Genomic DNA, 14795 nt, shown 5'->3' with positions numbered 1-14795 from the left:
TTCGATATTCGACTGTCATTCCGCTGATTATTTGTCGAAAAATCTTTATACTTTATTATAACATATATGTAGTATAGATATTAAAAGAGACGGGAAAGTGTCCCCGTCTTTTTATTATGATGCTTTTTCTTTTTGTTTTTCATAAATATCGATCCCTGCTTCATTGAGCATCCACTCAATATGAACTCCATATCCTGAAGTAGGGTCGTTAACGAAGACATGAGTAACAGCGCCAACTACTTTATCATTTTGAATAATCGGGCTTCCGCTCATCCCTTGAACAATACCGCCTGTTTTTGCTAATAGTTTAGGATCTGTCACCTTAATGACCATTCCTTTTGTTGCAGGGAATTTTTGCGGGATTGTGCTGACAATTTCAATATCAAACAGGTTTACCTCATCATGATCGACAACCGTTAATATTTTGGCTGGCCCTTCTTTTACTTGATGTGAAAGGGCTATTGGCATTGGCTTATCGAAAATGCCATTTTTCAAATCCTGATTAAGCTTTCCAAATATGCCAAATGGACTATTTCTTACAATATTCCCGATTACTTCTTTGTCATCAGAAAATCGTGCGAGTTTTTCTCCGGGATTTCCATTACTTCCTTTTTCAATAGAAGTTACGGTTGAGCGTACAATTTGACCATCATCAACGACAATAGGCTTTTTAGTATCCATGTCTGAAATAACATGTCCTAAAGCTCCATATTTGCGTGATTCCGGATGATAAAATGTCATGGTGCCAATTCCGGCAGCAGAATCACGAATATATAGCCCCAATTTGAATGAACCTTCACCTTTCTCTTTAAGAGGTGCTAATTTTGTTGAGAACCGTTCATTTTCTCGGGTTACCAAAATATTTAATGGTTTGCCGGACTTTCCAGCTTCTTGGACAAAAGGTGCTACATCTGACATTTTTTCGATTTTCTTACCGTTAATTTCAGTAATAATATCCCCAACTTTTATGCCTGCTATTTCGCCAGGAGATGATTTTCCGTCAACTGTATTTATTTGATGATGCCCTACCACTAAGACACCAACCGTATTTAATTTAACTCCAATTGATTGTCCGCCTGGAATCACTTTGAAATCCTTTAATACATTTACATCGACTTTTTTAATTGGAAAACCTGCTAACTCCAGAAACATTTCGTTTTCTCCGCGTTTTTTAGCATTCAGGGAAACGGAATGTGAATCTTGGTTTAGTGCAATACTTGAATCATCTGTAGACATTGTTGCTGTTACCATTTCTGCTTTAGTAAGCTGTAATTGCTGTCCCTCAAAAAGAGTAACTGATGTTGGAATATCTAAATAGTCCTTAAATGGTTTAGAGAATCCAATTGCAATTAATGAAACAAGGAGAATTCCACCTATTATTTTTCTAATCACTTCTTTAGTCAAAACCTTCACTCTCCTCGCTTCTAATCCACAACGTCAAATGGCTACATCTATAATTTTGCCTGTAAGCGGCGCATTTATAACTGTTTTAGGGATAAAAAAAGCTATCCTGCTTTGGATAGCTTTTCATTGTATTATAACCTGAGCTTCACGAATGAACTTTTATTTTATTCGCTAGCTGAAGCAACTCTTCAGCATGCTTTTTCGTTAAATCCGTAATCTCAACTCCAGAAATCATTCGGCCAATTTCTTTGATTTTCTCCGCCTCATTTAATGGTTTGACAGTGGTTTTCGTGCGTCCATTTTTAATATCTTTTGTAATATATAAGTGAGTATCTGACATTGCTGCCACTTGTGGAAGGTGAGAGATGCACATTACTTGTGAATTAACAGCAACATGGTGAATTTTCTCTGCAATTGCTTGGGCAACCCGACCGCTCACTCCAGTATCTACTTCGTCAAATATAATGGAAGTAACTCCTTGATGCTTAGAGAAAATGCTTTTTAAGGCTAGCATGATTCTGGAAAGCTCTCCGCCTGATGCAATTTTAGACAGAGGTTTTAATGGCTCTCCTGGGTTTGTTGAAAGATAAAATTCAATCCGGTCAACTCCATTTTTCGTAAAAGCATCAAAGTCCCGATCAAAATTCACCTCAAAAACAGTTTTCTCCATATACAGCTCTTTTAATTCATTATGTATTAACTTTGTTAAATGAACTGCAGTTTTCTTTCTTAATTTACTTACTTCCTCTGCCTCTATAAGTAGATCTTTTTTTAATGAGGCTATCTCTTTTTCCAATTTGCCAATATGTGTTTCTTTATTTTGCAATGTTTCAATTTCTTCTTCTATTTTTGCGGCATATTCAAGTATTTCTTCAATTGTTTTGCCATACTTTCGTTTTAACTGTTGAATTTCATTTAGTCGATCTTCGATTTCCGCAAGTCTTTCCGGATTATATTCAAGAAAATCAAGTTCGTTGCGAAGAGTTCTCATAGCATCCTCTAACTGATAAAAGCTGTTTGAAACTGTCTCTGCAAGCTCCTTGTAGGCAGGATCAATTTCAGCAGCATCTTCAACATGGCTCATTACCATGCCAATCCAATCAAGCCCTCTCTGCTCCCCTTGCAGGCCATCATAGCCTGCCTTCAGTGAACTGAATATCCGCTCAAAATTACTAAGCTTTTTCCGCTCTTCAAAAAGCTCCTCATCTTCATTTAGCTTTAGATTAGCATTTTGAATTTCGTCAAATTGAAACTGGATTAAATCAAGTCGATGAGCCATTTGCTGGTCGTTTTCACTTAAAGTTTTTAAATACTTTTGCTTTTGCTCATATGTATGAAAAACTTGTTGATACTCTGTTAGTGCCTCGGCGATTTTCTCTCCACCAAATTGGTCTAGCAGATAAATATGCTTTACCTCATCCATTAACTCCTGATGTTCATGCTGCCCGTGAATATCGATAAGGGTACTCCCAATCTCCCTTAAAGTCGAGATGGTTACAAGCTTTCCATTGATTCTGCAAACGCTCTTTCCTGACTTTGATATGTCCCTTCTTAAGACAATCATTCCCTCTTCAAGATCAATGCCAAATTCATATGCCTTTTTATAAAGCGGATGATTAAGATCTTCGATTTGAAAAAGCCCTTCGATTTCTGCCTTTTCCTCTCCGTGCCTTACAAATTCAGATGATCCTCTTCCACCAACCAGAAGGTGAATCGCATCAATAATAATAGATTTTCCTGCACCCGTTTCACCGCTTAACACAGTTAAGCCCTTTTCCAATGAAATTGAAAGGGCTTCAATTATAGCAAAGTTTCTAATTGATAATTCAGTTAACAAATGAAATCATCCCCATTTACAGCATTTCAAGAAAACGATTCGTTATTTCTTCCGCTTGTTCTGGCGTTCTGCAAATAATCAGGCAAGTATCATCCCCGCAGATCGTACCTAGGATCTCTTCCCAATCTAAATTATCAATAAGCGCTCCAATCGCCATAGCGTTTCCAGGCAAGGTTTTCATGACGAGCAAATTCCCTGCTGAGTCAATCCGTATAAACGCATCCATTAAATTACGTCTTAATTTCTGTAATGGATTAAAGCGCTGATCTGCTGGAAGGCTATATTTATATCTGCCATCCATAAGAGGAACTTTCACGAGATGGAGCTCTTTAATATCACGTGAAACAGTAGCTTGTGTGACATTATATCCAGCATTCTTTAATTCATCTACTAGATCATCCTGTGTTTCAATATCATTATTAGCAATAATTTCCCGTATTTTAATATGACGCTGTCCTTTTGTCATATAATCACCTCTATTAAGAAAAACGCAATGCGTATTCATTTTTAATTTCCAAATTGTTGAAAAAAATGAGTAATTCTAATTATATGTTAGCTGATTTTCCCGATAATGTACAATTATTCTTTGTTTTTCGCAGCATATTATTGACTTAATTCTTAGCAAAATGGCGAAGTTACATTTCCAACAAAAAAAGCAGGAATAAGCGGCTGCCTATTCCTCTTCATTTTGCTTTGTCTTTAGTTCTAAATGTGCTTCTTTTACAACAGCTTCCGGTGTGATATTTAATAAATTATCACCATTTTCCTTTTCGCCAGACCACCATAAATGAAGTAAAAATTCAATATTTCCATCTCCGCCAGTTATCGGAGAAAACGAAACATTTTTCACATCAAACCCTTGTTGGAGTGCAAAAGTTATGATCGTTTCAAGCACCTGTAAATGTACCTTTGCTTCTCTTACAATCCCTTTTTTTCCAACCTGTTCACGCCCAGCTTCAAACTGCGGCTTTACAAGAGCTACAGTATCACTGCCCGATACAAGAAGAGTCTTTAATACAGGAAGGATCAGCTTTAGAGAAATAAAAGATACGTCAATAGATGCAAAATTTGGCATTCCTGCTTGCAAATCAGCAGGTGTCACATAACGAAAATTAGTACGTTCCATTACGACAACTCTCTCATCCTGCCTTAACTTCCAAGCAAGCTGATTATAACCGACATCAAGGGCATATGACATTTTAGCTCCATTTTGCAGAGCACAATCAGTAAATCCTCCGGTAGAAGCGCCAATATCAAGCAGAATCTTGTCTTTTACTTCCAGATCAAATACTTTTAATGCTTTTTCTAGTTTTAATCCGCCTCTGCTTACATATGGCATAACTTTTCCTTTTACAATTAGCGGAATATCACTGCTTACCTTTTCACCTGGCTTATCAAGACGAGTTTCATTACTGAAAACAAGACCAGCCATTATCGTTCTCTTTGCTTTCTCTCTCGTCTCTGATAAACCTCTTTCTACTAATAAAACATCTAAGCGTTCCTTTTTTGCTTTCATTCGTTAAGCCCTTTTCTGTTTCTTTCTTGCAAGAATATTTAATCGATCGACAACATCACCAACAGTCATGCCGATTTCTTCTAATAGCTTATCAACACTGCCGTGTTCAATAAATCTGTCCGGAATACCCATTCGATCTATTTCTATATGATGGAAGCCTCTCTCATGAGCAAACTCAAGAACAGAGCTGCCAAATCCGCCTTGAAGGACTGCCTCTTCAATCGTTAATATCGGCGTATTGTCTTTAAATAGCTCGAGGAGCATTTTTTCATCTAATGGTTTAATGAATCTCGCATTTATTACTTTTACAGAATGACCTTGTTTTTCCATGATTGCTGCAGCTTTCAATGCCATTGGAATGGTTGTACCAAATGTTAAAATAGCAGCATCTGTGCCATTTTTAAGTACTTCCCACGTTCCAATGGGAATCTTATGCAAGTCTTTATCCATCGGAACACCAATTCCATTTCCTCGTGGAAATCTCATGGCAATTGGACCATCATCATAATTTACTGCTGTATAGACCATGTGCTGTCCTTCATTTTCATCTTTAGGCATCATTAACACTAGGTTTGGCACATGTCTTAAAAAGGCAATATCAAAAACACCTTGATGTGTTTCTCCGTCTGCCCCAACTAATCCAGCACGGTCGATCCCAATAAAAACGTTTAAATTTTGACGGCAAATATCATGAACAACTTGGTCATAAGCACGCTGAAGAAATGTTGAATAAATGGCTAGAAACGGCTTCATGTTTTGTGTCGCTAGTCCAGCGGCCACAGTAGCAGCATGCTGTTCAGCAATCCCCACATCATACATGCGTTCTGGAAATTCACTTGCAAACCCTTCTAGCTTAGATCCTACCGGCATCGCTGGAGTAATGGCTACAATCCGGTCATCCTCTCTAGCTAATCTGCGGACCGTTTCACTTACAAGAGAGCTCCACGCAGGAGGGGTATTTACAGGTTTAACAAAATCACCTGTTTCAATTTTATAAGGTCCTGTACCATGCCAAGTTCCTTTTGTATCGCTTTCTGCAGGATGATATCCTTTTCCTTTTTTCGTAATAACATGAAGGAGAACCGGACCTTCCGTTTTCTTAGCGTAGCTTAAATTCTCAAATAGACTTTCAAAATTATGACCATCTACAGGACCAAGATACGTGAACCCCATTTCCTCAAAAAACATTCCTGAAACAAATAAATATTTTAGGCTATCCTTTAGCCTTTCTGCTGTAGAAGCAAGCTTGCCTCCAACAGCAGGGATCTTTTTCAGAAGAAGCTCTAACTCATCCTTTGCCCATTGGTATTTCCCTGCAGTACGCAGTTTGCCAAGGACATTATGAAGCGCCCCTACATTAGGTGCAATTGACATTTCATTATCATTTAAAATCACTATCATATTCTTTTTCTCGTGGCCGATATGGTTTAATGCTTCTAAAGCCATACCGCCTGTTAATGCTCCATCACCAATTACAGGAATCACATAGGATTTTTCCTTTTTCAAATCTCTTGCAATAGCCATTCCCATTGCTGCTGAGAGCGAAGTTGAGCTATGCCCTGTTTCCCAAACATCATGTTCACTCTCAACCATTTTAGGAAATCCGCAAAGCCCCTTGTATTGGCGTAATGTATCAAACTGATCAGCACGGCCAGTTAAGATTTTGTGAACATAGGATTGATGACCTACATCCCAAATAATTTTGTCCTTTGGACTGTCAAAGCATTTATGCAATGCAATCGTTAATTCCACAACTCCTAAATTCGGACCAATATGCCCGCCAGTATACGATAGTCTCTCGATTAGAAATTGACGAATGTCTTGACTCAATGCTTCTAATTCTTTATTAGATAACCCCTTTAAAAATGATGGGTCTTTAATTTTCATTAGATCCATTCAGTGGATCACTCACTTTCATATCTTTATCATGCATATCTCTGCAGCTGTTCATAAGGCTGTCTTCATTATGAACATATTATTGTATATGGTTTATTATAACAGTATGATGGAATTCCTCAAGATAGTGTAGTAATTTGCCAATTTAGAGATCATGCATCTATTCTTAAAACTTAATGATTTCTTGTTTCGATCAGGTCTGTTATTTCTTGAAGCAGCATAGTGTTCAGACCTGTTTCTGATAGTTTTGCCTTTGCTTGCTCAATATGACTATGAAGAGCTTCCTTTGCTCCATCCAGAGTCAGCAGTGATGGATATGTGCTCTTATGATTAGAGGTATCACTGCCAACAGGCTTTCCAATTATGGATTCTGTTCCTTCCAGATCAAGAATATCATCTCTAATTTGAAAAGCGAGTCCAAGATGGTATGCAAATTCTCCTAGTGTTTTCAATTTAGTTTCATCAGCGCCTGCTAGGAGGGCTCCAGCTATAACACTGTATTGAAGCAGTTTACCCGTTTTATGAATATGGATATACTCTAATTCACTTAAAGACAAGTTTTTATCTTCCCCGCTAATATCGGCAACCTGTCCTCCGACCATTCCTTCTGCTCCTGCTGCTTTCGCCATTTCTTTTATAAGTTCAAGCTTCGTTTCAGCATTTGCATAGTTTGAAGGTGTTTCAGCAATTAATTGAAAGCTGTATGTTAAAAGTGCATCTCCAGCTAAAATAGCGAAAGCATCGCCAAACACTTTATGATTTGTCGGCTTTCCTCTTCTTAAATCATCATTATCCATGCTTGGAAGATCATCGTGAATTAATGAATACGTATGAATCATTTCAATGGCTGCGGCAGTCAAGAGCCCCTTTGTAGTATCTTGTCCAAATGCTTCAAGTGTTGCAAATAATAGAAGAGGCCTTATTCGCTTTCCACCAGCTTCTAATGAATAAAGCATAGATTCCTTTATGATAGATGGGGCATTTAGGCGCTTTACTGTTTCTCTTAAAATATTTTCTAATAACTCTTTATGGTTTTTTGTAAATGTTGGTAAGGATGGCTGCTGCAATCTTACTCCTCCTCAAGTACAACGAAATTTTCTTTACGTCCATCCTCTGTCAAGATTTCAGTAAGCTGTGCTTCTACATTTTTCAGCTTATCATGACAAAGCTTTGATAGCTCCATGCCTTGCTTATAAATGTTAATCGCCTCTTCGAGAGGGACGTCGCCTTCCTCGAGCTTCTCTACGATCACTTCCAATTGTTCCATAGCTTCCTCAAAGGATAATTTTTGTTCAGAAGACATTTTTATCACTCCTCTATATCCATAACCTGACAATTAATTGTTCCATCTGCTACCTTTATCTTTACTTCATCATTTTTATTAATTTGTTTCACTGATTTAATTAATTTCTCTTCTGAAGAATAGACTAAACTATATCCTCTGTCCATAATTTTTAATGGACTAAGTGCCTCTAAAGTAGAGATTTTATGGGAAAAGTCCTTCTTTTTAGACCCTAAAATATTGATCATAACTTTATTCAGCTGTTTTTGCATTTTTTCTTGCCTATCTTTAGAAGAAAGAACTAATTCATCTAATGTTTTTCTTTGCATTCGCTTTTGGATTTGCTGTAATTGGTCTATTTTTCGATCAAAGAGTTTTTTTGAACCCTTTTCTAGCTTTTCTGTTAGTCTATCGACTTGTTCAAGCTTTTGTTCGTATAATTTCTGCGGATATCTGAATGCATAAGATTTTTGAATTCTTGACAGTTGTTCTTTTTTTAAAGTCATTTGCTCTTTTAACGCTCTTAATAATCGAGTTTGACGATTTAAAACTCTTTCTGTTAAATCCTCAATATGCGGAACTGCCAATTCAGCTGCACCTGTTGGCGTGGGGGCTCGTAAATCAGCTGCGAAATCAGCGATTGTGAAATCCGTTTCGTGACCAACAGCCGAAATAATAGGGATATTTGAATGAAAAATAGCTCTTGCTACTTCTTCTTCATTAAAAGCCCAAAGCTCTTCGATTGATCCTCCGCCTCTTCCCATTATAATAACATCTGCTTCATTTAATTGATTAGCCGTTTGAATCTGCTTTACGATAGAAGGGGCAGCTTGTCCCCCTTGAACAAGTGCAGGGTAAATAATTATATTAACGACTGGGAACCGCCTTTTAATTGTTGTTAAAATATCGCGAATAGCCGCACCTGTTGGCGACGTAATAATACAGATGGTTTTGGGGAATTTTGGAATGGGCTTCTTTCTTTCCGGTGAAAACACCCCTTCGTTTTCAAGCTTTTCCTTTAACTGCTCAAAGGCAACATATAAATCACCAACACCGTCAGGATGCATTTCTTTAATATAGATTTGGTACTGGCCGCTTGGCTCGTACACAGTAAGATCGCCTCGAATCAGTACTTTCATTCCGTTCTCAGGCGAAAATTTCATGCCGCGATTATTTCTTGAAAACATCACTGCAAGAATACGGGCTTTTTCATCCTTTAATGTAAAGTACATATGACCGCTTGAATGCTGTTTATAATTCGATATTTCACCTTTAACTAATACATCCTGTAAATGCGGATCTGCATCAAATTTTCTCTTTATATATTTGGTCAGCGCATTTACCGTTAAATAGCGTTGATCCTTCATAATTAGCTCCTTTAAGATTTTGTCTCCACAACAAAACTGCCCTTTCATTATAGATTTAGTTTCTCCAGCCGTCACGTATTAACTGTTCTGGCATTGAGTCTCTAAAGCATCATATGAAAAGGGCAGAGGCTAGACAAATTATTAATTTTTACATTGCAATTTTTGCTGTATGGACTTAGCAGCTTTTAACGTATTAAACATAAGCATTGTAATCGTCATTGGACCTACACCGCCAGGAACAGGTGTAATATAGCTTGCTACTTCTTTTACTGCATCAAAATCAACGTCGCCGCAAAGCTTTCCTTCACTATTGCGGTTCATTCCAACATCGATTACGATCGCACCTTCTTTTACATGATCCTTCGTAATTAAGTTCACCTTTCCAACTGCTGCTACAAGTATATCTGCTTGTCTAGTAAATTCCTTTAAATCAGTTGTTTTGGAATGACAATATGTAACTGTTGCATTTTTACTTAAAAACAATTGACCAGCAGGTTTCCCTACGATATTACTCCTGCCAACTACAACAACATGCTTGCCTGAAATATCAACATTAATAAAATCAAGCATTTCCATTACTCCATATGGAGTACAAGGAAGAAATGCATCTTGTCCAGTCATCATTCTTCCAATATTAACTGGGTGGAAACCATCTACGTCTTTCTCAGGAGAAATCGTTTCAATTACCTTCACTTCATTAATGTGATGAGGCAAAGGCAATTGAACAAGAATACCATGAATATTTGGATTTTCATTTAGTTCAATTACTTTTTCTAAAAGTTCTTGTTCACTAACATCTTCAGGAAGTTCAATTAATTCAGAATGCATTCCTAAATCCTTACATGTTTTCTGTTTATTTGTCACATATGTTCTAGAAGCCGGATTATTCCCGACTAAAATAACAGCAAGACCTGGAATAATTCCCTCTTTTTTTAGCTTTTCTACTTCTTCAGTAATATAGGATTTTTTCTGTCTGGCAATTTCTCTTCCATCAATCAAATTCGCAGTCATGTTATCTTCTCCCCCAATAAATAATGAAAGGAACCTGCTGAGTGTTCACAGTTGTTGTTTAATCTTAGAAAGAACTCCATTTATAAATTTGCTTGATTGGTCGTCCCCATACATTTTTGCAATTTCAATGCCCTCATCAATGACAACATTTGGAGGAGTATCTTTGCAAAATAATAGCTCATAAACGGAAAGTCTTAATAGATTTCGATCTACGGTTGCCAATCTTTCTATCGTCCAATTTTCTAAATGTTTCTTAATTGTTTCGTCAATTACTGCTTTGTTAATTACAACACCATTGACAAGCTCATTCAAAAAATCATTGCTCGGCGCTTCATCTAATACATGTTCAATCGCTGCATCTGGTTCTACTTCACTAACATCAATTTGAAATAAGGCTTGTAAAGCTTTTTCTCTTGCTGTTCTTCTCTTCATTCTATTAATAACTCCTTTAACAGGGAAAGTTTTACAATTGCAGTCATTCGTAAGCTGCATCTATCGTATTATCATTTATGCCACTAACTTCTTTAAAAATACATTTTAAATCATAGCATAAGTACGTCCAATTAGCATCGAAAACAAAATATTTCCCTGTTAAGATAAATATCTTTTTCCAAACACTACTCTAGCAGAAATTCAATATTAATTATACTAGTTAAGGATAATCATGCAAAAAGCCAAAGACAACCTGTTGTCTTTGGCTAGCTGCATTCAATTACATTTCCTGCTCATATTCTACTGCTTGTTTTTGATTTTCAAATACGATTCCGACAACATGAACATTTACTTCCTGTGCTTCTAGTGCTGTCATATTCAATAAAGCCTGACGGATATTGTCTTGAATTTTCTGTGCAACATTAGGAATGGAAATACCGAATACCATGGAACAGTATACATCTACCTTAATGCCGTCCTCTGCAAGCTCGACCTTAACGCCTTTGCCGTGATTTTTCTTTCCTAATCTCTCAACTACTCCTGTAGCAAAGTTACCACGCATTTGGGCAACTCCTTCTACTTCTGAAGCCGCAATGCCAGCAATCACTTCGATTACTTCAGGAGCAATTTCAATTTTGCCAAGACCACTGTTTGCATGATTCATTTCCAGAATATTCTCGTTCACTATAGCACCTCCAATTAGTCTTCCTTCTGCATAACATTATTCAATTCTAAGAACTTCGTGTTAAAATGACCTTCCACAAATTTCTCATGGCTGAGCAGCTTAAGATGGAAAGGAATTGTTGTGTGCACACCTTCAATGACGAATTCGCTTAATGCTCTTTTCATTCTGGCAATAGCTTCATCCCTAGTTGCTCCGTATGTGATAACCTTTGCAATCATGGAATCATAGTAAGGTGGAATCATGTAGCCTGGATATGCTGCAGAATCTACCCGAACACCTAAACCGCCAGGAGGCAGATACATGTTAATTCTTCCTGCTGAAGGCATAAAGTTCTTTTCAGGGTTTTCTGCATTTATTCTGCATTCAATTGACCAGCCATCAAACGTAATATCTTCTTGAGTAAAGCTAAGCTTTTCTCCCGAAGCCACTTTAATTTGTTCTTTAATTAAATCCGTTCCTGTTACCATTTCAGTAACTGGATGCTCCACTTGAATACGCGTATTCATTTCCATAAAATAAAACTTACGATTACGATAATCATAAATGAATTCAATTGTGCCAGCATTCGTATATCCCACTGCTTTCGCAGCTTTAACTGCGGCATTTCCCATTTCTTCACGTGTTTCTCCATCTAATGCTGGAGATGGTGTTTCTTCTAAAAGCTTTTGAAGACGTCTCTGAATAGAGCAGTCTCTTTCGCCAAGATGAACAGTATTACCAAATGTATCAGCAAGAACTTGAATTTCAACATGGCGGAAGTCCTCGATATACTTTTCAATATAAACTCCTGGATTCCCGAAAGCTGTTAAAGCCTCTTGCTGGGTAATATTAATTCCCTTTACAAGCTCTTGTTCATTTCGTGCAACACGAATGCCTTTTCCGCCTCCGCCAGCTGTTGCCTTAATGATAACGGGATATTCGATTTTGTTCGCAAGCTCAATTGCATCATCGATATCTTTAATAATTCCATTCGAACCCGGAACAATCGGAACTCCCGCTTCCTTCATCGTTTCACGTGCAATATCCTTTGTTCCCATTTTCGTAATAGCCTCTGGAGTTGGTCCAACAAAAATGATATTACATTCCCGGCAAAGCTCTGCAAAATCTGCATTTTCTGCTAAAAATCCATAGCCTGGGTGAATGGCTTCACAACCAGTTAACTTTGCAACACTAATAATATTAGTGAAATTTAAATAACTATCTTTTGATGCTGTCGGCCCGATGCAATATGCTTCATCAGCAAGCTGAACATGAAGGGCTTCTTTATCAGCCTCGGAATACACCGCAACGGTTTCGATGTCCATTTCTCGGCATGCACGAATAATCCGAACAGCGATTTCTCCTCTGTTTGCAATTAACAGTTTTTTAATCATCCTGTTACCGCTCCTTATTCTGCTTTTACTAAAAATAATGGCTGGCCGTATTCTACTAATTGTCCGTCCTTAACAAGGATTTCAACAATTTCCCCATTTACTTCTGCTTCAATTTCATTGAAGAGCTTCATTGCCTCTACAATACATACAATTGAATCTTTAGACACTTTAGAACCAACTTTTACATATGAATCTGCATCAGGAGAAGATGACTGATAGAAAGTACCTACCATCGGTGAAACAATTTTATGTAAGTCCTTTGTGTCAACATCAGCTTTTTTAGCTGGCTCTTCAGCAGCCTTTTGAACAACCGGCTCCTGAACTACAGGTGCTTGTTGAACTGCCTGTGGTGCTGGAACTTCTTCAACCACTGTTCTTACTTGCTGAACAACAGCTGTTTCAGCCGTTTTCTTTTTCATTTTTATTTTTGAACCATCATGCTCATATACGAATTCATCAATGTTCGACTGATCAACTAATTTAATCAGCTCACGAATTTCTTGTACTTTTAACATATTTAGGCACCCCTTATTTTCTTGAGTTCTTTATTCTTGAATAAAATAATGAACTGCAAGAATTAATTATGACTAGATACTAATATCATACGATAAAATCTTATTGAAATTCAATAATGTATTATCTTTATAAATAATAATTATGCCCAAATTCAATCTTTCCTCACGATTTATTACTAGTAAATATTCCAGCTTGTTAAAATTTTGTTAATTTTTTCAAAGTAATTTCGATTAAAATAGCGAAATAATAATTCAAATGAACTAGTACAGAGGAGAAGATAGGTCATGAGAACGATTGAAGAAATTATACATGAAGATTTATATCAAAAAAACTCACTTATTATAAAAGCAGCCTTTGTATGATTGGTCTCGTCCATGAAACATCACACTTCTCTGCAAGCATAAGAGAAATAGCTGAGCAGACAAATCTTTTAGCTTTAAACGCATCCATTGAAGCAGCAAGAGCCGCTGAGAGCGGAGGAAGTTAGAAAGCTAGCTGAAAAAACGGGAAAAACAGCGAAGCAAATTACGGATAATCTAAATCAAATTATGACGAATACAGACAATACAAAAAACAATATTCAAATCTCCGGAAATAAAGTAACTAGTAATCTTTCTCTTGCTGACAGAACAAACGCGGCATTTAAAGAGGTCCATCAAAAGTTTATCCATTTAAAAGGGAATATATCAAAATATGACTCTCTTACTAAGGATATAAGTCATTCCTCTAAAACAATCAGTGAATCTATTAATGAATTCAGTGCGGTAATCGAGCAAGCAAGTTCTTCTTTAGAAGAGCTTTCCTCTACAGTAAATGTCCAAACCGAGCATCATGAGCATCTCTTTCAGGCAGTTACTCATGCAAATAAATCAATGGAAGAATTAGTGAAACTACAGGAAAAATAGCGGCCCCAAAGGGACCGCTATTTTCTTATTTAGGAGCCTTAAATTCCACAGTTACAGCCTGTAAACCGCCAATTTCATTATTGACTTCACGAATAATATCGTTAGCAGCAGTACGGGAAAGTTCTTTTGCCTTAACTGTTACTAGAACATTCTTTCCATCTGCACGAACTAATACATCCTCATAGTTCATAGCACGAATCAATGTTTCTAGCATTTCTTCCTTTTTCGCAAGGGCATCTAGCTGATCAATTTGATCCTTAGCTGCGCTGATTTCTTCGGCTGGGAGCTCTGTATTAGCCATTTTTGCTGTTAGATCTTCAATCATTTTGCTGCGCTCGTCATTTAATTGTAAGCGTAAAGCTTCAAACATTTCGTCACCGGATGCATTTGTAATGACTGCACTATCATCAGCGCTTTCTGATGCAGCTGTTTCATTTGATTCTTCTGCTTTTTTAGACATATCAGCAAGATTCTGACCATTTTGTTCTGGTGATGTAATATAGTACACCGATAATACTGCGACTAAGCTTAACATTGTTAATAACCATACTGTTTGTTTTTTCAATAACAT

14 protein-coding genes and 1 pseudogene are annotated in these 14795 nt (G+C 37.1%); 1 reads left to right on the top strand and 14 read right to left on the bottom strand.

Annotated elements, in window-relative coordinates; all coding sequences use genetic code 11:
- Positions 1-114: 114 nt before the first annotated feature.
- The 13 genes from spoIVB to accB all read right to left on the bottom strand — a co-directional run bounded on the left by spoIVB (position 115) and on the right by accB (position 13318).
- Complete coding sequence (spoIVB, locus tag H0173_RS11020) at positions 115-1404, bottom strand: SpoIVB peptidase (RefSeq protein WP_221846574.1); 1290 nt, start codon at positions 1402-1404, stop codon at positions 115-117.
- Between the two features lie 145 nt (positions 1405-1549).
- On the bottom strand, positions 1550-3241 hold the full coding sequence (recN, locus tag H0173_RS11015) for a DNA repair protein RecN (RefSeq protein ID WP_221846573.1): 1692 nt from the start codon (positions 3239-3241) through the stop codon (positions 1550-1552).
- Between the two features lie 16 nt (positions 3242-3257).
- On the bottom strand, positions 3258-3707 hold the full coding sequence (ahrC, locus tag H0173_RS11010) for a transcriptional regulator AhrC/ArgR (RefSeq protein ID WP_221846572.1): 450 nt from the start codon (positions 3705-3707) through the stop codon (positions 3258-3260).
- A 207-nt stretch (positions 3708-3914) separates the two neighbouring features.
- Positions 3915-4757 carry a TlyA family RNA methyltransferase gene (locus H0173_RS11005; protein WP_221846571.1) on the bottom strand — a complete coding sequence of 281 codons (843 nt, stop codon included), beginning with the start codon at positions 4755-4757 and terminating at the stop codon, positions 3915-3917.
- A gap of 3 nt (positions 4758-4760) precedes the next feature.
- Entirely contained in the window at positions 4761-6653 is a 1893-nt protein-coding gene (gene dxs, locus H0173_RS11000; protein ID WP_221846570.1) for a 1-deoxy-D-xylulose-5-phosphate synthase, read from the bottom strand.
- A gap of 173 nt (positions 6654-6826) precedes the next feature.
- Positions 6827-7720: a polyprenyl synthetase family protein gene (locus H0173_RS10995; RefSeq protein WP_260631140.1), complete on the bottom strand. Its 894-nt coding sequence runs from the start codon at positions 7718-7720 to the stop codon at positions 6827-6829.
- A 2-nt stretch (positions 7721-7722) separates the two neighbouring features.
- Positions 7723-7956 carry an exodeoxyribonuclease VII small subunit gene (locus H0173_RS10990; protein WP_221846569.1) on the bottom strand — a complete coding sequence of 78 codons (234 nt, stop codon included), beginning with the start codon at positions 7954-7956 and terminating at the stop codon, positions 7723-7725.
- 5 nt (positions 7957-7961) lie between these two features.
- Positions 7962-9302: an exodeoxyribonuclease VII large subunit gene (gene xseA, locus H0173_RS10985; protein WP_221846568.1), complete on the bottom strand. Its 1341-nt coding sequence runs from the start codon at positions 9300-9302 to the stop codon at positions 7962-7964.
- A gap of 141 nt (positions 9303-9443) precedes the next feature.
- A complete protein-coding gene (folD, locus tag H0173_RS10980) occupies positions 9444-10313 on the bottom strand; it encodes a bifunctional methylenetetrahydrofolate dehydrogenase/methenyltetrahydrofolate cyclohydrolase FolD (RefSeq protein ID WP_221846567.1) in 870 nt (289 codons plus the stop codon).
- Positions 10314-10358: 45 nt separating this feature from the next.
- Entirely contained in the window at positions 10359-10745 is a 387-nt protein-coding gene (nusB, locus tag H0173_RS10975; protein ID WP_221846566.1) for a transcription antitermination factor NusB, read from the bottom strand.
- Positions 10746-11025: 280 nt separating this feature from the next.
- Positions 11026-11409 carry an Asp23/Gls24 family envelope stress response protein gene (locus H0173_RS10970; protein ID WP_260631156.1) on the bottom strand — a complete coding sequence of 128 codons (384 nt, stop codon included), beginning with the start codon at positions 11407-11409 and terminating at the stop codon, positions 11026-11028.
- Positions 11410-11444: 35 nt separating this feature from the next.
- Positions 11445-12803: an acetyl-CoA carboxylase biotin carboxylase subunit gene (gene accC / locus H0173_RS10965; protein ID WP_221846565.1), complete on the bottom strand. Its 1359-nt coding sequence runs from the start codon at positions 12801-12803 to the stop codon at positions 11445-11447.
- Positions 12804-12817: 14 nt separating this feature from the next.
- Positions 12818-13318 carry an acetyl-CoA carboxylase biotin carboxyl carrier protein gene (accB, locus tag H0173_RS10960; protein WP_221846564.1) on the bottom strand — a complete coding sequence of 167 codons (501 nt, stop codon included), beginning with the start codon at positions 13316-13318 and terminating at the stop codon, positions 12818-12820.
- 359 nt (positions 13319-13677) lie between these two features.
- On the opposite strand from accB, the pseudogene H0173_RS10955 reads away from it, so the two are divergent.
- Positions 13678-14224, top strand: a pseudogene (locus H0173_RS10955) (methyl-accepting chemotaxis protein).
- A 25-nt stretch (positions 14225-14249) separates the two neighbouring features.
- On the opposite strand, the gene H0173_RS10950 reads toward H0173_RS10955, so the two are convergent.
- Positions 14250-14795: a SpoIIIAH-like family protein gene (locus H0173_RS10950; protein ID WP_221846563.1), complete on the bottom strand. Its 546-nt coding sequence runs from the start codon at positions 14793-14795 to the stop codon at positions 14250-14252.

Source organism: Bacillus sp. S/N-304-OC-R1, assembly GCF_019749375.1.
Taxonomy (GTDB): domain Bacteria; phylum Bacillota; class Bacilli; order Bacillales; family Cytobacillaceae; genus Cytobacillus.
This window is presented reverse-complemented; position numbering and strand designations above follow the sequence as displayed.